A 17,338-nucleotide genomic window follows, 5' to 3' on the forward strand; every position below is an offset into this window, starting at 1 on the left:
CCTCATCAAAGACAAATAATGACTGGCTCTTTTTTGTCATAACGGAATTGTATGAAAAACAATCAAAACAAAACCGTCGCTTTACAACAAAAAAATGCATTTTCTGGCAGTGCGATCGTCATAGACTCGAAATTATCACCGTTTGGCATAAAAAGGATAACAAAAATGACACATCCAATTATCGAAGCTCTGCGCGGCAAAGAAGCCCAGTTCACTGAATTACGTCGCTATTTTCATCAGCATCCTGAAATTGGTTTTGAGGAGCACAATACGAGCGATCGCGTTGCGGCGTTGCTTGAGGAATGGGGATATGAGGTTCATCGCGGCCTGGCGAAAACCGGTGTGGTCGGCACGCTGAAGGTGGGTAACGGGACTAAACGCCTGGGTCTGCGCGCCGACATGGATGCGCTGCCTATGCAGGAAAACAGCGGCAAGGCCTGGAGCAGTACCGTTGAGGGTAAATTCCACGGCTGCGGTCATGACGGCCACACCACAACGCTCCTGTATGCAGCGGAGTACCTGGCACGCACCCGCAATTTTAACGGCACGCTGCACCTTATTTTTCAGCCCGCGGAAGAACTTCTGTATGGCGGACGCGTTATGGTAGAGGACGGTTTGTTTGACCTGTTCCCCTGCGACCACATTTTTGGTCTGCACAATATGCCGTCACAGCCCGTCGGAAAAATTGGTCTGCGCGATGGCGCCATGATGGCCTCTTCGGACACCCTTCATATTGAGGTTAACGGCGTGGGGGGTCACGGTGCGGTGCCAGAACATACCGTAGACGCCACCCTGGTTGCCTGTCATATCACTATCGCTTTGCAGTCCATTGTTTCGCGCAATATCACCCCTTTTCAGCCTGCCGTCGTTACCGTAGGCAGCATTCAGGCTGGACATGCCCCCAACATCATCAACGACAAAGTATTGATGAAACTTACCGTGCGCACGCTGGATGAAAGCGTGCGGCAAACCGTGCTACAGCGCATCCATGATATCGCCGTTGCGCAGGCGGAAAGTTTCAATGCCACGGCTACCATTCGACACATTAATGGCAGCCCGGTACTGAAAAACAATCCGCAAGCCAATGAGATGGTGCGCAACGTCGCCACCGATCTGTTCGGTCAGGATTCCGTCGCGGAGGTGAATGCGTTTATGGGCAGCGAGGACTTTGCGTTCATGCTCGAGAAAAATCCCAATGGCTGTTATTTCACCCTTGGCGCTGGCGATGAGCCTGACCGCTGCATGGTGCATAACCCGGGCTACGACTTTAACGACACTATTCTCCTCACCGGCGCGGCGCTGTGGGCCGCACTGACCGAACACTATCTGCGCTGATTCGCACCTTCCCGGGAGGGCTGCACTATGAGTACCGTTTCCCTGACAGACGCATCCGCCTACGCCGGTAACGATCGGCTGCTGGCGGGTATCGTCATGAGCGTTCTGACCTTCTGGCTGTTTGCCCAGTCGGTTATCAACGTGGTTCCGGCCATGCAGAATAGCCTCGACATTGCCCTCGAAACCCTTACGCTGGCCGTCAGCCTGAGCGCGTTGTTTAGCGGCTGTTTTGTCGTAGCCTGCGGTGGGTTTGCCGATAAGTTTGGGCGCATGCGCCTGACCATGACAGGCCTGATTTTGAGCATGATCGGAAGCGGTCTGCTGTTCATTTCATGGGAGCCCGTCCTGTTTCTGTTGGGAAGAGCGATACAGGGGCTATCCGCGGCCTGCATCATGCCCGCCACGCTGGCGCTGATTAAGACCTGGTATGAAGGGAAAGCACGCCAGCGCGCAATCAGCTTCTGGGTTATTGGTTCATGGGGCGGGAGTGGCCTGAGCTCGTTTGTGGGAGGCGCCATCGCCACCACGCTGGGCTGGCGCTGGATTTTTATTTTGTCGATAGTGGTGGCTCTGGTCGCGCTATTGCTTATCCGCGCCACGCCGGAAAGCCGCAGCCCTGATGCGTGTCGACACAAGCTGGATATCAGCGGCCTGGTGAGTTTTGTCCTTATGTTGGTGCTGTTCAATCTGTTTATCAGCAAAGGACACAGCTGGGGCTGGAGCAGCAGTTTATCGCTTCTTGTACTGTGTGGAGCCGTGATTGCACTGATGTGCTTTGTCGTTACCGGGCGGCGGAAGGGCGATGCGGCATTGATCGATTTCGCCCTGTTTAAAAACAGGGCCTATAGCGCCTCGGTATTCTCAAATTTCCTGCTCAACGGCTGCATTGGCACCATGATGATCGCCAGCATCTGGTTGCAGCAAGGCCATCATCTGTCACCGCTACAGACCGGCATGATGACGCTGGGGTATCTGGTTACCGTACTGGCGATGATCCGGGTGGGTGAAAAACTGCTTCAGCGCTATGGCGCCAGGCTGCCGATGATGACCGGCCCGCTGCTGACCGCAACAGGTATTACGCTGATTTCATGCACCTTCTTAAGCAAAGAGGTCTACATTGTCACCGTCTTTCTGAGCAATATTTTATTCGGGCTGGGGCTCGGATGTTACGCCACGCCCTCAACGGACACGGCGGTAATGAATGCCCCTGAAAACAAAGTGGGGGTGGCTTCAGGGATCTATAAGATGGGCAGTTCCCTGGGCGGCGCAATGGGGATCGCGGTCACCGCATCGCTGTACGCGCTATGGCTGCCGATGGGAACGGCCAGTGCCGCGCAGTATGCCTTGCTTTTCAACAGTGCGATTTGTCTTGGGTCAGCCGTAGTGACCTGGGCTTTACTGCCAACAACAAAAGCCCCGCGTTAAGCGGGGCCACAAAAGTATCAGGCAATGTTCAGATATTTGTGCGTCTGCATCGACAGGCGCCAGTTGCGGGCGATACAGGTTTCAATGCACAGACGGGTTGCATCGTCTTTCTGGCTGATAGGCTGTAGCGCGATCACGCGCTGCTTCTCATCCGTCAGCGTCGCCAGCAGTTCATCCAGCGCTTCGATGTCACGCACGCGCCCCACCGGATGTTTGATCTCATCCGCACGCTCAAGCGCCTGCGACAGTACGTCATAACCGCCGCGCATATTCACTTTCGGTGAAACCGTTACCCACGTTGAATGGGAGCAGCGCACTTCATGGGTACCGCTGGTTTCGATCTGACAGCTATAGCCATTCTTCTCGAGCAGTTCGGTGAGGGGCATCAAATCGTGAATGCAGGGTTCCCCGCCGGTGATCACCACATGCCGCGCCGTCCAGCCCTGACGATCAATAATGGCAAGCAGATCTTCCGCGCTGCCCGCGCCCCATTTATCGCTCTCTTTGGTTTTCGCCAGAATGCTGAACAGCGACACTTCCCGATCTGCGAGCTTATCCCACGTATGTTTGGTATCACACCAGGCGCAGCCAACCGGGCATCCCTGTAAACGAATAAAGATAGCGGGAACGCCGGTAAAGTAACCCTCGCCTTGCAGGGTCTGGAACATCTCGTTAATCGGGTACTGCATAGTCAACTCTGTTAAGGGAATAAACGAGAAGTATCGCAGATCCCCGTCAGATGATCATGCTCCATCGGTGCTTTGCGCGCCAATTGCCGCCATAAACCGTTCCGTAATTTGCTGCGGTCGGGTGATCGCCCCGCCGACGACAACCGTATGCGCCCCCAACTCCAGACACCTGGCCGCGCGATCGGGGGTATCCACGTTACCTTCGGCAATCACGGGGATCGTGACGGCAGACAGCACCTCTTTCAAAAACGCGCAGTCATTTTCCGGTAGCGAATGGCCCGCGGTCTCTGCCGTATAACCGTAAAGGGTGGTTCCGACACAATCAAACCCCAGCGCCTGCGCGGTCACGGCCTCCTGCACGGTGGCAATATCCGCCATCAGCAGCAGCGAAGGGTAACGGGTGCGGATCTGCGCGATCAGCATGTCCAGCGATACGCCACCGGGCCGTTTCCGGGCGGTCGCATCCAGCGCAACGATGTCCGGGGCGACCGCCATCAGCTCATCCACTTCTTTGAGCGTCGCGGTGATAAACACCTCGCTATCCGGATAGTCCCGTTTGATGATGCCGATGACCGGCAGTGAGACCAGCCCTTTGATAGCCTTGATATCCACCACGCTATTGGCGCGGATCGCAGCGGCACCGCCCTGGGCTGCCGCCAGCGCCATTCGCGACATAATAAACGGGCTGTGCAGCGGTTCATTTTCCAGCGCCTGGCAGGAGACGACCAGTTTTCCTTTCAGGTTATCCAGTACAGTTTTCATTACGATAAGATCTCTTCCACTTCGTTTTTGATAAGGGTGACGTGCGGGCCATAGATGATCTGGACACCGTTGCCGCGGACGATAACGCCGCGCGCGCCGGTCGCTTTCAGTGCTGCTTCATTGACTTTGCTACCGTCTTTCACCGTGACGCGAAGACGCGTGGCGCAGCAGTCAACGTCATCCAGATTGTCTCTTCCACCCAATCCGGCGATCACCGCCGCGGCACGCTCGCTTTGCGGCAGGGTAGCCTCGTCAGCCAACGCCTCCTTTTCACGGCCCGGCGTGGCAAAATCAAAACGTTTAATCAGATAGCGGAAAGTACAGTAGTAAAGGAAGAACCACGGTACGCCTACCAGCGGGACGAACATCCAGTTAGTTTTCGCTTCACCCTGCAAAATGCCGAACAGCACGAAATCAATAAACCCGCCGGAGAAAGTTTGCCCGATGGTGATATGCAGCATGTGCGCGAGCATAAACGCCAGCCCGTCAAACAGCGCATGAATGACGTACAGCACCGGCGCAATAAACAGGAATGAGAACTCGATGGGCTCGGTAATGCCCGTCAGGAAAGAGGTTAACGCCGCTGACAGCAGCAGCCCGGCTACGCGCTTCTTGTTCTCGGGTTTAGCCGTGTGGTACATCGCCAGGCAGGCGCCGAGCAGGCCAAACATCATCGTGATAAAGCGCCCGGACATGAAGCGCGACGTGCCCTCATAGAAGTGCTGGGTGTTCGGGTCCGCAAGCTGAGCGAAGAAGATCCGCTGCGTGCCCTCAACCAGGTGACCGTTAACAATTTCACTGCCGCCAAGCGCGGTGGTCCAGAACGGCAGATAAAAGATGTGGTGCAGGCCAAACGGGCCAAGCATGCGCAGGATGAAGCCGTACAGCAATGTCCCCAGATAGCCGGTGGCATCCACCAGACCGCCAAGGCCAAAGATCAGCTTCTGAAAATGCGGCCAGACCACGGTCATCAGCGCGCCGACAAGTATCGCCGCCAGCGAGCTGATAATGGGAACGAAGCGCGAGCCGCCAAAAAAGCCCAGAAATTGCGGAAGCGCGATTTTATTAAACCGATGATGCAGTGCGCAGGTCACAAGCCCAATAACGACCCCACCAAACACGCCCGTTTCAAGCGTCTGAATACCCAGCGTCATGCCCTGCCCTACGGCGCCCGGGTTCTCATACGCCAGTTTTCCGGTCAGGATCAGCAGCGCATTGATAGTGGCATTCATCACCAGATAAGCGAGTAATGCCGCCAGCCCTGCCGTACCTTTATCATTTTTTGCCAGCCCAACGGCGACCCCAACAGCAAACAGTACCGACAGGTTTGCGAACACAATCGAGCCTGCACTGCTCATGATGGTAAAGATGGCCTGTAGCCAGCCAACGTCTAAAAATGGATACGCGGTAAGCGTATTCGGATTCGATAGCGCCCCGCCGATCCCCAGCAACAGACCTGCTGCGGGCAGTATGGCGATGGGTAACATAAAGGATTTGCCAAAGCGCTGCGCTTTTTCAAACCATCCGCCGGAAGACGCTCCGCTGAACATTTGCATCATTTTTTTATCCCCCTGGTTGTTGATGAAAATTTTTACCACATATAATTTTAATTGTGAAAATTACCACCAAAAACCAGGACGCCGATCATACTTTTTCGAAATGACTGGCATCTCTCCCCCGCTTTCCGCCACACTAGTTGGCAGAGAAACGCATTAAGGATCTAGCATGTCGGACCATGAAAACCTGCTGCTGAAGCTACGCCAGGAGGCTTCCGGGTACAGCCCAACGCAACAAAAACTGGGGGAGTTTGTTCTCAACGATCCTGCCAGGGTGCTCTACCTGACGATCACCGAGCTGGCGCGTGAAAGCGGCACCAGCGAGGCCAGCGTCACACGCCTTTGCCGCACGCTGGGCTGTAAGGGATATAACGAATTTAAAATGGCGCTTGCGCTGGATATTCAGCAGGGTTTGCCAGAGCGTCAGGCAGGAGATGCGATAGATAACGTGGTGGATGAGTCTGTCCAGGCGCTGCAAGATACCGCAAAACTCCTCGACCGGGCCCAGCTTGAACAGGCGACACTGGCCCTGCATCAGGCGCAATCAGTGCAAATTTACGGGGTGGCAGCCAGCGCGATTCTGGGGGAGTATTTGCATTACAAGCTGCTGCGACTCGGCAAACCTGCACAGCTGTTTAGCGATATGCATCGCGCCGCCATGAATGCGACGACGCTCTCGAAAGAGACGCTGGTGGTGGCCATCTCAAGTTCTGGCTCTACACGGGATCTGCTTCACGTGGTGAAACTCGCCCGCAAGCGTGGCGTTAAGGTACTGGCGCTCAGCAATACACCCCGCAGCCCGCTGGCCTCCCTGAGCGATTTACAGCTGGTTGCAGCCAAGCCCGAGGGACCGCTGAGCGCGGGTGCGCTCAATGCCAAGGTTGGCGTGATGCTGCTGGTTGAACTGCTTACCACTTCCCTTATTGCAGTAGACAGCCATTACGGTGACGTAAGCCAGCAAACGGCCAGCGCCACGCTGCCGCTTCTGCTATAGAAAACAAAAAACCCGCCGAAGCGGGTTTTTTCATAAGAACGAAAGTTCAGGCTTATGCCTGGCCTTTGATCTCTTTACGACCGTTGTAAGGTGCTTTTTCGCCCAGCGCTTCTTCGATACGAATCAGCTGGTTGTATTTAGCAACACGGTCAGAACGGCTCATAGAACCGGTTTTGATCTGGCCAGCAGCGGTACCCACAGCCAGGTCAGCGATGGTAGCGTCTTCAGTTTCGCCAGAACGGTGAGAGATAACAGCGGTGTAGCCAGCGTCTTTCGCCATTTTGATCGCAGCCAGCGTTTCGGTCAGAGAACCGATCTGGTTGAATTTGATCAGGATGGAGTTAACGATGCCTTTCTCGATGCCTTCTTTCAGGATCTTGGTGTTGGTTACGAACAGATCGTCACCAACCAGCTGGATTTTGTCGCCCAGTACTTTGGTCTGGTATGCGAAACCATCCCAGTCAGACTCGTCCAGACCGTCTTCGATAGAAACGATTGGGTACTGTTTGGTCAGGTCTTCCAGGAAGTGGGTGAACTCTTCGGAGGTGAATGCTTTGTTGCCTTCGCCAGCCAGAACGTATTTACCGTCTTTGTAGAATTCAGATGCTGCACAGTCCATCGCCAGGGTGATGTCTTTGCCCAGCTCGTAGCCTGCTGCTTTAACCGCTTCAGCGATAACAGCCAGCGCTTCTGCGTTAGAACCCAGGTTTGGCGCGTAGCCACCTTCGTCACCAACAGCAGTGTTCATACCTTTAGCTTTCAGAACTTTAGCCAGGTTGTGGAACACTTCAGAACCCATACGCACCGCTTCTTTCAGGGATTTCGCGCCAACAGGCTGAATCATGAATTCCTGAATATCAACGTTGTTGTCTGCGTGCTCACCACCGTTGATGATGTTCATCATTGGTACAGGCATGGAGTATTTGCCTGGGGTGCCGTTCAGTTCAGCGATGTGCTCGAACAGTGGCATACCTTTAGCAGCAGCTGCTGCTTTGGCGTTCGCCAGGGAAACTGCCAGGATTGCGTTCGCACCGAAGTTAGATTTGTTTTCAGTACCGTCCAGATCGATCATGATCTTGTCGATGCCAGCCTGATCTTTGGCATCTTTGCCAACGATAGCCTGAGCAATAGGACCGTTAACAGCGCCAACCGCTTTCAGTACGCCTTTGCCCATGAAACGGGATTTGTCGCCATCACGCAGTTCCAGCGCTTCGCGGGAACCTGTAGATGCGCCTGATGGAGCAGCAGCCATACCGACGAAACCACCTTCCAGATGAACTTCGGCTTCAACGGTCGGGTTACCACGGGAGTCGATGATTTCACGACCGATGACTTTAACGATTTTGGACATTAGATTTTCCTCAGTACAAGTTAAACTAAAACTCCAGACAAACAACGCGTACCAGGGGTACGCGTTGCCGTTCTAACTTTTTTTACTTCGCCTGACGCTTCTGGTACTCGCTGGCGGCTTTCACGAAGCCTGCAAACAGCGGATGCCCGTCACGCGGCGTTGAAGTAAATTCCGGGTGGAATTGGCAGGCCACGAACCACGGATGGTTTGGCACTTCGATGATCTCGACTAACTGATCATCCCCGGAACGGCCCGCAACACGCAGACCTGCAGCTTCAATTTGTTTTAACAACATGTTGTTGACTTCATAGCGGTGACGATGGCGCTCGGTAATCACCGGCTCGCCGTACAGCTTGCGAACCACGCTATCGTCTGACAGCTGGCAGGCCTGTGCGCCAAGACGCATGGTGCCACCCAGATCGCTCTTCTCGGTACGGACTTCGACGTTACCGTCTTCGTCGCGCCATTCCGTAATCAGCGCCACGACAGGGTACTTACAGTCTGGCACAAATTCCGTAGAGTTCGCGTTTTCCATTCCCGCTACGTTGCGCGCAAATTCAATCAGCGCAACCTGCATACCCAGGCAGATGCCGAGGTATGGAATATTGTTTTCACGCGCATAGCGTGCAGTGGCGATCTTGCCTTCAACACCACGGTAGCCGAAGCCGCCAGGGATGAGAATCGCATCCAGATCTTTGAGAATTTCGACGCCGCGCGTTTCAACATCCTGCGAATCAATCAGCTTGATGTTGACGGAGACGCGATTCTTCAGACCACCGTGCTTCAGCGCCTCGATAACTGACTTATAGGCATCCGGCAGTTCAATATACTTGCCGACCATACCGATAGTCACTTCGCCGCCCGGATTGGCTTCTTCGTAAATCACCTGCTCCCATTCAGACAGGTTAGCTTCCGGACAGTTCAAGCTGAATCGTTTACAAATATAATCGTCCAGACCCTGTGATTTCAACAGGCCCGGGATTTTATAAATGGAATCGACGTCTTTCATTGAAATAACGGCTTTTTCAGGCACGTTACAGAACAATGCAATTTTCGCGCGTTCGTTCGCCGGAATCGCACGATCGGAACGGCAAACCAGGATATCAGGCTGAATACCGATGGAGAGCAGCTCTTTAACAGAGTGCTGAGTCGGTTTGGTTTTCACTTCACCTGCTGCCGCCATGTAAGGCACCAGCGTCAGGTGCATGAACAGCGCGTTCTCACGACCAATATCTACCGCCAGCTGACGAATCGCTTCGAGGAACGGCAGGGATTCGATATCCCCTACGGTACCGCCGATTTCAACCAGCACAACGTCATGCCCTTCGCCACCGGCAAGGACACGCTCTTTGATGGCGTTAGTGATGTGTGGGATGACCTGCACGGTCGCGCCCAGGTAGTCACCACGGCGCTCTTTACGCAGAACGTCAGAGTAGATACGGCCAGTCGTAAAGTTGTTACGACGGGTCATTTTGGTACGGATGAAACGCTCGTAGTGGCCAAGATCCAGATCGGTTTCAGCGCCGTCTTCAGTAACGAACACTTCCCCGTGTTGGGTTGGGCTCATGGTGCCTGGATCGACGTTGATGTACGGATCCAGTTTCATCATGGTCACATTGAGGCCACGGGCTTCAAGAATGGCTGCGAGGGAGGCTGCGGCAATGCCTTTACCCAGAGAGGATACGACCCCGCCGGTCACAAAAATATAGTTCGTTGTCATGCTGAACCTGAGAAGTTAGGGTGAAACGATGGAATAACCAGGACGGGAAAGTAGTATACCCGAACACGACGAGCGCCACAAACTTTCATTCTCCGTCTCCTTCCCAGGCCATGACAAACATAAGGAGTGAGAAAATAGCCCCTTTTGGGTAAATGTTTTTGACACAAATCAAGCGCTTGTCATTTAAAAAATCACACAAATTGCGCTTGATCGCAAAATTTCGTTAGAGATCATGTTCCTGGCGTTTTACTTCCTGCCAGACTTCCTCCATCGCGTCGAGGTCAATGCCGCTCATTTCCAGGCCACGCGAGGCCACAATGCGCTCAACTTCGCGGAAGCGACGTTCGAATTTAATGTTCGCTTTTTGCAGGGCGGTTTCCGCTTTTACACCGAGGTGGCGAGAAAGGTTGACGGTCGCGAACAGCAGATCGCCCATCTCCTCTTCCAGCTTTGCTTCATCCACAACGGCCTGCTGCGCTTCATGCATCACTTCGTCGATCTCTTCGTGCACTTTTTCCAGCACCGGGCCGAGAGAGGTCCAGTCAAACCCTACCGCCGAGCAGCGCTTTTGAATTTTGTGCGCGCGCATCAGCGCAGGAAGGTTCAGGGGAATGTCGTCCAGCGCCGAGTGCTGGGATTTTTCAGCGCGTTCGGCGCTTTTGATCTGCTCCCAGCGCGCCAGCACTTCCGCACTGTTGCCTGCGGAGGCATCGCCAAAGATATGCGGATGACGGCGCTCCAGCTTGTCGCTGATAGCGGCGCAGATGTCGTCAAAGTTAAAGCGCCCCTCTTCCTGCGCCATCTGTGCGTAGAACACCACCTGGAACAGCAGGTCGCCCAGCTCACCGCGCAGGTCGTCGAAATCTTCGCGCGAAATCGCATCCAGCACTTCGTAGGTCTCTTCCAGCGTGTAAGGCGCAATGGTGGCGAAAGTCTGCTCTTTATCCCACGGGCAGCCGTTTTCCGGGTCGCGCAGGCGTTTCATGATGCCAAGCAGGCGGTCGATTTGAGTCATAGTTCTGTCCTGATGTCAAAATGCCGGGTGGCAGCGTTGCCTTACCCGGCCTACAGAAGAGGATGTTTAGCCGCCGTGCAGACGACGCGCGTCAATCACATCCGGCACCTGGTTCAGTTTACCGAGCACCCGGCCCAGCACCTGCAGGTTATAGATTTCGATGGTCATATCGATGGTGGCAAGCTGCTCGCGGGTATCGCTGCGGCTGGCAACGCCCAGCACGTTGACCTTCTCGTTGGCGAGAATCGTGGTGATGTCGCGCAGCAGGCCACTGCGGTCGTTGGCAGTGACGCGCACCACCAGCGAGTAGCCAGCGGAGTAGCTTTCACCCCAGACGGCTTCCACGATACGTTCCGGCGCATGCGATTGCAGCTCAGCAAGCTGATCACAGTCGGAGCGGTGAATTGAGATCCCGCGCCCCTGGGTGATAAAGCCGACAATATCGTCACCCGGTATCGGCTGGCAGCAGCGGGCAATATGGTGCATGAGGTTACCCACCCCTTCAACCACCACGCGGCCATTGTCCTTGCTGCGCTGCTGCGGAGCGTAGGTTTTCTGCTGGAGCTGTTTCAGCGCTGCCGCATCCTGCTCTGCCGCGCTTGGCTTGTTGAACTGCGCTTGCAGGAAGTTCACCATCTGGTTCAGGCGGATATCGCCGCCGCCAATCGCCGCTAACAGTTCGTCGAGCTCGTTGAAGTTGTAGCGCGGCAGCAGGAACTTCTCCGCCTCTTTCAGGTTTATCCCGATATGCTCCAGCTCGTCGTCAAGGATCTGACGACCGGCAAGGATATTCTTGTCACGATCCTGCTTGCGGAACCAGGCGTGAATTTTAGAGCGCCCGCGGCTGGTGGTCACGTAACCGAGGTTTGGATTCAGCCAGTCGCGGCTTGGGTTTGGCTGCTTCTGGGTGATGATTTCAATCTGGTCGCCCATCTGTAGCTGGTAGGTAAACGGTACGATACGTCCGCCGATCTTCGCCCCGATGCAACGGTGCCCCACGTCGCTGTGAATGTGGTAGGCGAAATCGAGCGGCGTAGAGCCTGCCGGCAGATCAACCACATCCCCTTTCGGGGTAAAGACGTAGACGCGATCGTCGAAGACCTGACTGCGCACTTCGTCGAGCATTTCGCCGGAGTCGGCCATCTCCTCCTGCCACGCAATCAGCTTACGCAGCCAGGCGATACGGTCCTCGTGACCGGAGCGCGCGCCGCCGGAAGTGCCTTCTTTGTACTTCCAGTGCGCGGCGACGCCCAGCTCGGCGTCTTCGTGCATCTGTTTAGTACGGATCTGAATTTCCACAGTTTTGCCGCCGGGGCCGAGCACCACAGTGTGGATGGACTGATAGCCATTCGGTTTGGGGTTCGCGACGTAGTCATCGAACTCATCCGGCAGATGGCGGAAGTGAGTATGTACTATCCCCAGCGCGGCGTAGCAGTCCTGGAGACGCTCCGCCACGATACGCACGGCGCGCACGTCAAACAGCTCGTCAAAGGCGAGGTGTTTCTTCTGCATTTTGCGCCAGATGCTGTAGATGTGCTTCGGACGCCCGTAGACCTCGGCGCGCACATTCTCCTCTTTCATCGACTGGCGCAGCCCGCTGACAAATTCCTCGATATAGTGCTCGCGGTCGATGCGGCGTTCGTGCAGCAATTTTGCAATGCGTTTGTATTCCGCCGGATGCAGATAGCGGAAGCAGTAATCTTCCAGCTCCCACTTCAGTTGCCCGATACCCAGACGGTTCGCCAGCGGCGCATAGATATTCGTACACTCTTTGGCGGCCAGGACGCGCTCGTCTTCCGGCGCATCCTTCACTTCGCGCAGATGGGCAACCCGTTCGGCCAGCTTGATCACCACGCAGCGAAAATCATCCACCATCGCCAGCAGCATGCGGCGGACGTTATCCACCTGCTCGGAAGAGACAGAATCCGTTTGCGCGGCTTTCAGTTGACGGATGGCGGCCATATCACGCACGCCGTGGATGAGCGCCACGACGGACTGGCCGACGCTTTCACGCAGCACGTCTTCCGTCACCACGTTAGCATCTGCCAGTGGGAACAGCAGTGCGGCCTGTAGCGTTTCGATATCCATGTTAAGCATGGAGAGAATTTCAACCATCTCCACGCCGCGCCACAACAGCAGTTCAGCGTCCGGATGCCCCTGCGTTGTGCGTAAACAATAGGCCCAGGTTTCGGTTAAGCGTTCACACGACTGCTGGCTGGAAATCCCCAGACTTGCGATCCATTTTTGAGGGTCAAACTCACCAGCTTTATTTAAATGTGCACTTCTTACCGCAACCATCGTCCTCTCCTTTAGGGACAAGGGCCTGTCGAAGTCGACAAGCCAAACTCATTAGATGTGCTCGAACAACACCATTGATTCCAGATGTCCAGTGTGCGGGAACATGTCCAGCATTGCCAGACGCCGAATCTGGTAACCCCCGCTCAATAATGCTTCGCTGTCACGGGCCAGCGTCGCCGGGTTACAGGAAACATAGACCACGCGTTCAGGCGCGAGTTTAATTATATGCTGCATCACGCCCGGCGCACCTGCGCGCGCCGGATCGAGCAGGATCTTATCAAAGCCCTGCTTAGCCCACGGTTGCTGAGTAACATCATCCTCAAGATTTTGATGAAAGAATGTCACATTTTGCAAGCCGTTCTGTTGGGCGTTCTCCTGGCCTTTCGCCACCAGCGCCTCAACGCCTTCCACCCCGACCACGCTTGCGGCTTTGCGGGCCAGCGGCAGGGTAAAGTTACCCATACCGCAGAACAGATCGAGCACCCGATCGGTGGGCTGGACGTCAAGCCACGCCAGCGCGTTCGCCACCATCTGCTGGTTCACGCCGTCATTGACCTGGATAAAATCCCGCGGGCTAAACGTTAAGCGTAGCCCGTCTGACGCATACCAGGGCGCGTCTCCGCTAACCTGCTCAAGTATCTCGCTTTGCGGCGCGAGGAAAAGCGCAAGCTCATGAGAATGCGAAAAGCGTTCCAGTTTTTCGCGATCTGCCCTGGACAGCGGTGCGGTGTGGCGCAGCACCATCAGCGGGCCGCCGTTGGCCAGCACCAGTTCGACATGGCCCAGCGAACGCACCCCATCCAGCGATGCAAGACAGTGGTGCACGGCCGGGAGCAGTGCCTCAAGTTGGGGCACCAAAACAGGGCATTGCGTGATGGAGACGATATCGCTGGAGCTGGCTTTGCGAAACCCCATCTCCAGCCTTTCAGTTTTTGGCTGGTAGCTTAGACTCAGGCGAGCGCGGCGACGGTAGCCCCACGGCTGGTCAGCAACGATGTCACTGACGTCATGTTTTAGCAGGCGGGCCAGCGCGTTGCTTTTACTTTTTTGCTGTAATTCTGTGCTGGCATGCTGTTGCTGACAGCCTCCGCAAACGCCAAAATGGGGACAGCGAGGCGTCACGCGCTCCGGGCTATCATTAAGACGGCGCTTGACCTGGCCGCGCGCATACTGGCGTTTGTCTTCCGTCAGCGTAATATCTGCGCGTTCTCCTGGCAGCAAACCTGTGATAAACAGTGTCTTACCCTTGTGACGCGCTACCCCCTGTCCAAAAGGGTCGAGGTCAGAGGCTTCAACAGTTATGATCTGACGCGTCGTCACGCGTCGTTTTGCAGAGTAGAATTGCGCCATCGCCGAGATTGTTCTCAAATAAACATAATTAGCCTGATTGTCCCATAACGGAACTCCATGACCAACTACAGCCTGCGCGCGCGCATGATGATTTTGATCCTCGCTCCTACCGTTCTCATCGGTTTGCTGCTGAGCATTTTCTTTGTGGTGCATCGCTATAACGATTTGCAGAGACAGCTTGAAGATGCCGGGGCCAGCATTATCGAACCGCTGGCCGTCTCCAGCGAGTACGGTATGAACCTGCAAAACCGTGAATCCATGGGTCAGTTAATCAGCGTGCTGCACCGCCGTCATTCAGAGATTGTGCGCGCCATTTCCGTTTACGATGAGCATAACCGTCTTTTCGTCACCTCGAATTTCCATCTGGATCCCACGTCGCTGAAAATCCCGGAAGGTACCCCTTTCCCGCGTCATCTCACGGTCCTGCGGCGCGGCGATATCATGATCCTGCGCACGCCGATTATCTCAGAAAGCTATTCACCCGACGAATCCGCCCAGTCCGATGCGAAGTCCAGCAATAATATGCTGGGATATGTGGCGCTGGAGCTGGATCTCAAGTCGGTGCGGCTCCAGCAGTACAAAGAAATATTCATCTCCGGCGTGATGATGCTGTTCTGTATCGGCATCGCGTTGATCTTCGGCTGGCGGCTGATGCGCGACGTCACGGGGCCTATCCGTAACATGGTGAATACCGTTGACCGGATCCGCCGGGGTCAGCTGGACAGCCGCGTGGAAGGCTTCATGCTCGGCGAGCTGGATATGCTGAAAAACGGCATCAACTCAATGGCGATGTCGCTGGCGGCTTATCACGAAGAGATGCAGCACAACGTTGACCAGGCCACCTCTGACCTGCGCGAAACGCTGGAGCAGATGGAGATCCAGAACGTGGAGCTGGATCTGGCGAAAAAACGCGCTCAGGAGGCGGCCCGTATTAAGTCTGAGTTCCTGGCAAACATGTCGCATGAGCTGCGCACGCCGCTGAACGGGGTGATTGGCTTCACCCGTCTGACGCTTAAAAGCGAGCTCAACCCGACCCAGCGTGACCACCTGCATACCATTGAACGCTCAGCCAACAACCTGCTGACCATTATTAACGACGTACTGGACTTCTCGAAGCTGGAAGCGGGCAAGCTGATTCTGGAGAGTATCCCCTTCCCGCTGCGCAGCACACTGGATGACGTGGTCACGCTTCTCGCCCACTCCTCGCATGATAAGGGGCTGGAACTGACGCTCAATATCAAAAATGACGTACCGGATAACGTCATTGGCGACCCGCTGCGCCTGCAACAGGTCATCACCAATCTGGTGGGCAACGCGATTAAGTTCACCGAGAGCGGCAACATCGACATTCTGGTCGAAAAAAGGGCGCTCAGTAATAATAAGGTCCAGATTGAAGTTCAGATCCGGGATACCGGCATCGGCATTCCGGAGCGCGATCAGTCGCGTCTGTTCCAGGCGTTCCGCCAGGCCGATGCGAGCATTTCCCGTCGTCACGGCGGAACGGGCCTGGGTCTGGTGATCACCCAAAAGCTGGTGAAAGAGATGGGAGGCGATATCTCCTTCCACAGCCAGCCTAACCGGGGCTCGACCTTCTGGTTCCATATCAATCTTGATCTTAATCCGAACGTGCAAACCGACGGTCCGGTCACCGACTGCCTGAAAGGGATGCGTCTGGCCTATGTGGAACCGAACGCCGCCGCGGCGCAGTGTACGCTGGATGTATTAAGCAGCACGCCGCTGGAGGTGGTCTACAGCCCGACCTTCTCCGCGCTGGCGAACGATCATTACGATATTCTTTTGCTGGGGATTCCGGTGACATTTACCGGAGAACTGACCATGCAGCAGGAACGGCTGGCAAAGGCTGCCTCAATGACGGACTACCTGCTGCTGGCTCTGCCGTGCCACGCCCAAATCAACGCCGAAGAGCTTAAAAACGACGGGGCGGCGGCATGTCTGCTGAAACCCCTCACCGCCACACGGCTGTTACCTGCGTTGACCGAATATTGCCGTCTGACGCATCAGTCCCTGCCGCTGGAAAACGACGAACATAAGCTGCCGATGACGGTGATGGCCGTGGATGATAACCCGGCAAACCTTAAGCTGATTGGCGTGCTGCTTGAGGATCAGGTTCAGCACGTTGAACTGTGTACCAGCGGCGCCGAAGCCGTAGAACAAGCCAAACAGATGCAGTTTGACCTGATCCTGATGGATATTCAGATGCCGGGCATGGATGGCATCCGCGCCTGCGAATTAATTCGTCAGCTTCCACACCAGCAGCAGACGCCGGTGATTGCCGTGACGGCGCACGCGATGGCGGGACAAAAAGAGAAATTGCTGGGTGCGGGCATGAACGATTATCTGGCGAAACCGATTGATGAAGAGAAGCTGCACAGCCTGCTGCTGCGCTACAAACCGGGTCACATTGGCGGGACGTACACCATTTCAGCTGAATCGCCGGAAATCAGCGTTAACCAGAATGCCACGTTTGACTGGCAACTGGCGCTGCGCCAGGCAGCAGGCAAAGCCGATCTGGCCCGCGATATGCTGCAAATGCTGGTGGACTTCCTGCCTGAGATCCGTAACAAGGTTGAAGAACAGCTGGTGGGCGAAAACCCTGAAGGGCTGCTGGAGGCCATCCATAAACTGCACGGTAGCTGCGGCTACAGCGGCGTGCCGCGGTTGAAAAATCTCTGCCAGCTGCTTGAACAGCAGCTCCGCGCGGGTACGCCAGAATCCGATCTTGAGCCGGAGTTTCTGGAGCTGCTGGACGAGATGGACAACGTGACGCGGGAAGCGATGAAGGTGTTGGGAAGCTAAGAAAAAGCCCGGTGGCGCTTCGCTTA

At 55.5% G+C, this 17,338-nt stretch carries 12 protein-coding genes; 4 read left to right on the forward strand and 8 right to left on the reverse strand.

Features of this window, described 5'->3' with window-relative positions; genetic code table 11:
• Window positions 1-165 precede the first annotated feature (165 nt).
• Both CKK19_RS11675 and CKK19_RS11680 read left to right on the forward strand, forming a co-directional pair.
• Complete coding sequence (locus CKK19_RS11675; protein WP_063853188.1) at window positions 166-1,335, forward strand: M20 aminoacylase family protein; 1,170 nt, start codon at window positions 166-168, stop codon at window positions 1,333-1,335.
• Window positions 1,336-1,362: 27 nt separating this feature from the next.
• On the forward strand, window positions 1,363-2,760 hold the full coding sequence (locus CKK19_RS11680; RefSeq protein ID WP_032626005.1) for an MFS transporter: 1,398 nt from the start codon (window positions 1,363-1,365) through the stop codon (window positions 2,758-2,760).
• A 17-nt stretch (window positions 2,761-2,777) separates the two neighbouring features.
• On the opposite strand, the gene queE is transcribed toward CKK19_RS11680, so the two are convergent.
• Genes queE through CKK19_RS11695 form a run of 3 tightly spaced genes read right to left on the reverse strand, consistent with a single transcriptional unit; the run spans window position 2,778 to window position 5,770 of the window.
• A complete protein-coding gene (queE, locus tag CKK19_RS11685) occupies window positions 2,778-3,449 on the reverse strand; it encodes a 7-carboxy-7-deazaguanine synthase QueE (protein WP_225455143.1) in 672 nt (223 codons plus the stop codon).
• A 54-nt stretch (window positions 3,450-3,503) separates the two neighbouring features.
• Window positions 3,504-4,211, reverse strand: coding sequence for an N-acetylmannosamine-6-phosphate 2-epimerase (locus CKK19_RS11690; protein ID WP_023298492.1), 708 nt, complete (start codon window positions 4,209-4,211; stop codon window positions 3,504-3,506).
• Window positions 4,211-5,770: a maltose/glucose-specific PTS transporter subunit IIC gene (locus CKK19_RS11695; RefSeq protein WP_063853206.1), complete on the reverse strand. Its 1,560-nt coding sequence runs from the start codon at window positions 5,768-5,770 to the stop codon at window positions 4,211-4,213. Before CKK19_RS11695 ends, CKK19_RS11690 begins: the two co-directional genes overlap by 1 nt.
• A gap of 166 nt (window positions 5,771-5,936) precedes the next feature.
• Here CKK19_RS11695 and CKK19_RS11700 point away from each other — a divergent pair, with 166 nt between their 5' ends.
• Window positions 5,937-6,761 (forward strand): MurR/RpiR family transcriptional regulator, encoded by an 825-nt coding sequence (locus CKK19_RS11700; RefSeq protein ID WP_015571725.1) that lies wholly within the window; start codon window positions 5,937-5,939, stop codon window positions 6,759-6,761.
• A 52-nt stretch (window positions 6,762-6,813) separates the two neighbouring features.
• Here CKK19_RS11700 and eno read toward each other — a convergent pair whose 3' ends face one another.
• From eno to rlmD, 5 genes are all read right to left on the reverse strand, one after another.
• Complete coding sequence (gene eno, locus CKK19_RS11705; protein WP_022649201.1) at window positions 6,814-8,112, reverse strand: phosphopyruvate hydratase; 1,299 nt, start codon at window positions 8,110-8,112, stop codon at window positions 6,814-6,816.
• A gap of 82 nt (window positions 8,113-8,194) precedes the next feature.
• A complete protein-coding gene (pyrG, locus tag CKK19_RS11710) occupies window positions 8,195-9,832 on the reverse strand; it encodes a glutamine hydrolyzing CTP synthase (RefSeq protein WP_022649202.1) in 1,638 nt (545 codons plus the stop codon).
• A gap of 223 nt (window positions 9,833-10,055) precedes the next feature.
• Window positions 10,056-10,847, reverse strand: a complete 792-nt coding sequence (gene mazG, locus CKK19_RS11715) for a nucleoside triphosphate pyrophosphohydrolase (RefSeq protein ID WP_003862720.1) — start codon at window positions 10,845-10,847, stop codon at window positions 10,056-10,058.
• 66 nt (window positions 10,848-10,913) lie between these two features.
• Window positions 10,914-13,145 (reverse strand): GTP diphosphokinase, encoded by a 2,232-nt coding sequence (relA, locus tag CKK19_RS11720; protein WP_022649204.1) that lies wholly within the window; start codon window positions 13,143-13,145, stop codon window positions 10,914-10,916.
• Window positions 13,146-13,196: 51 nt separating this feature from the next.
• Window positions 13,197-14,495 (reverse strand): 23S rRNA (uracil(1939)-C(5))-methyltransferase RlmD, encoded by a 1,299-nt coding sequence (gene rlmD / locus CKK19_RS11725; protein ID WP_022649205.1) that lies wholly within the window; start codon window positions 14,493-14,495, stop codon window positions 13,197-13,199.
• A gap of 57 nt (window positions 14,496-14,552) precedes the next feature.
• Here rlmD and barA point away from each other — a divergent pair, with 57 nt between their 5' ends.
• On the forward strand, window positions 14,553-17,312 hold the full coding sequence (barA, locus tag CKK19_RS11730; RefSeq protein ID WP_063853189.1) for a two-component sensor histidine kinase BarA: 2,760 nt from the start codon (window positions 14,553-14,555) through the stop codon (window positions 17,310-17,312).
• Window positions 17,313-17,338 lie beyond the last annotated feature (26 nt).

The organism is Enterobacter sp. CCUG 70166, from assembly GCF_020224095.1.
Taxonomy (GTDB): domain Bacteria; phylum Pseudomonadota; class Gammaproteobacteria; order Enterobacterales; family Enterobacteriaceae; genus Enterobacter; species Enterobacter intestinihominis.